Origin of the sequence: Mesorhizobium sp. M0437, assembly GCF_040321335.1 — a bacterium.
Classification (GTDB): domain Bacteria; phylum Pseudomonadota; class Alphaproteobacteria; order Rhizobiales; family Rhizobiaceae; genus Mesorhizobium.
In genome coordinates this window covers 1-1,079 of sequence record NZ_JAMYRK010000227.1, presented here as the reverse complement: position 1 = coordinate 1,079, position 1,079 = coordinate 1, and the positions used below count along the sequence as shown (strand labels likewise).

Genomic DNA, 1,079 nt, shown 5'->3' with positions numbered 1-1,079 from the left:
TCCTTCAAAAATTCCGATGATCTGCTCTTCAGAGAAGCGGCTACGTTTCATGTCCTGGTCCTCTCGATGGGCCAGAACGAACGTCAACCGGATTAGATCAGCGGGGCAAGGTCACCGCACGTCGGCCGTGAATACGCCAACCCGATTACATTGTTGGAAATAAGTAACTCGAGCGAAAACGTGCAATTTGCCTTCGACACGTACCCTAATCGCGCAGAGATATCAATTTCCACGTCCTGGAATTCAATGAAATGATTGTACAGTGGAAAAAGCGCCTTATATACCGCCTCCTTCAAAACGAAGAGGTCCCGCCGCTTGAGCAGATGTAGATCGTACATGCGTTGCTCGTTAGGGGTGGCAATCAATTCGATCAGGTTCTCCGGCAGAGGTTCATTAGGCTCAATGTCGATGCCGAGAGCCGCAATCCTTTTCGTCCCTGCAATGGCGGCGGCTGCTACGGTATCGTGGTGCGCCAAAGATCCGACGACGCCGGGTGGCCAGATCGGAACACCAGAGCGCGTCTTTAGGATCGGCAGTTGTGGGAATCCCAGTTGCCCAAGGAGTGTTCTGGCGACTACTCTTGCAGCACCGCTTTGGCGGCGAACTTTGGTAACAGCGCGTCCCAACGAGGTAACTTCGGAAGCGTACAAGGTGGAGTCGTCAGCCGGTTCTATTGGACGGATGCCGACGAGGATGTTCTGTTGATCAATGGTGATAGTCTCCATTCTATCTGGTCCCTTTGAGCTTTTCGAATGAGAAGCTCAGCCAATGCAGCTTGGCCTTGGAGTTGATCGACTCGGTCGTCGATCAGCAGCGGCGGCAGACCACATATGCTTCCCATCTTTGGATCACCGAGCCAGAACTCTCCGACATTTGGGGATTGTCGCGATCCGAGACTGAACCTCGTCTGGGTGCCAGAACCTTCGGTGCAGTTCGCTAGGGATCTTTTTCAAGAACCCCGGTTAAAGGCGTAGAAATGGCTCGGGCCAGAGCCTTGCGGTTTTCCAGAACACTCATCATCGTCACGTGGTCGCCTACAATCGGTACGGCAGTAATGGCCTCCGGACTCAAGACCCGGT

General features: G+C 53.6%; 1 protein-coding gene. It reads right to left on the bottom strand.

Annotated features, from left to right (window positions below):
• Nucleotides 1–92: 92 nt before the first annotated feature.
• Nucleotides 93–725: a 4'-phosphopantetheinyl transferase family protein gene (locus NKI72_RS35145; protein WP_352852272.1), complete on the bottom strand. Its 633-nt coding sequence runs from the start codon at nucleotides 723–725 to the stop codon at nucleotides 93–95.
• Nucleotides 726–1,079 lie beyond the last annotated feature (354 nt).

Excerpts from the sequence above, each read along its gene's own strand:
- NKI72_RS35145 (WP_352852272.1), bottom strand. The coding sequence starts at position 725 with ATGGAGACTATCACCATTGATCAACAGAACATCCTCGTCGGCATCCGT.